Source organism: Bacillus sp. SIMBA_005 (genome assembly GCF_046535585.1).
Taxonomy (GTDB): Bacteria; Bacillota; Bacilli; order Bacillales; family Bacillaceae; genus Bacillus; species Bacillus pumilus.
On sequence record NZ_JAWRWI010000553.1, the window covers coordinates 1 to 265 of the forward strand.

Consider the following 265-nt stretch of genomic DNA (forward strand, 5'->3'; position numbering starts at 1 on the left):
GTATACATCTGCGGTGATGAACAGCATATGGCGCATGACGTGCACCAGGCGCTTCTCGATATCATTCAGGAAGAAGGCGGCATGAGCCGTGAAAAAGCGGAAAGCTTCCTGGCAGACATGCAGCAGAAAAAACGCTATCAGCGTGACGTATATTGATTTTGGTTTGAAAGGAGCTTATTCAGCATGGTGAACAACATTTTAAAAGCGCCGGAAGGCCCTCCAAGTGATGTTGAGGAAATTAAAGAAAAAAGCGATTATTTGCGCG

Annotated in this window: 1 protein-coding gene; it reads left to right on the forward strand. The window is 46.0% G+C overall.

The genetic code is table 11. The features are described 5' to 3' along the window. Nucleotides 1-156 (forward strand): hypothetical protein (locus tag SB660_RS21270; protein ID WP_410584378.1); only part of this gene is annotated, 156 nt, incomplete at its 5' end. Nucleotides 157-265 lie beyond the last annotated feature (109 nt).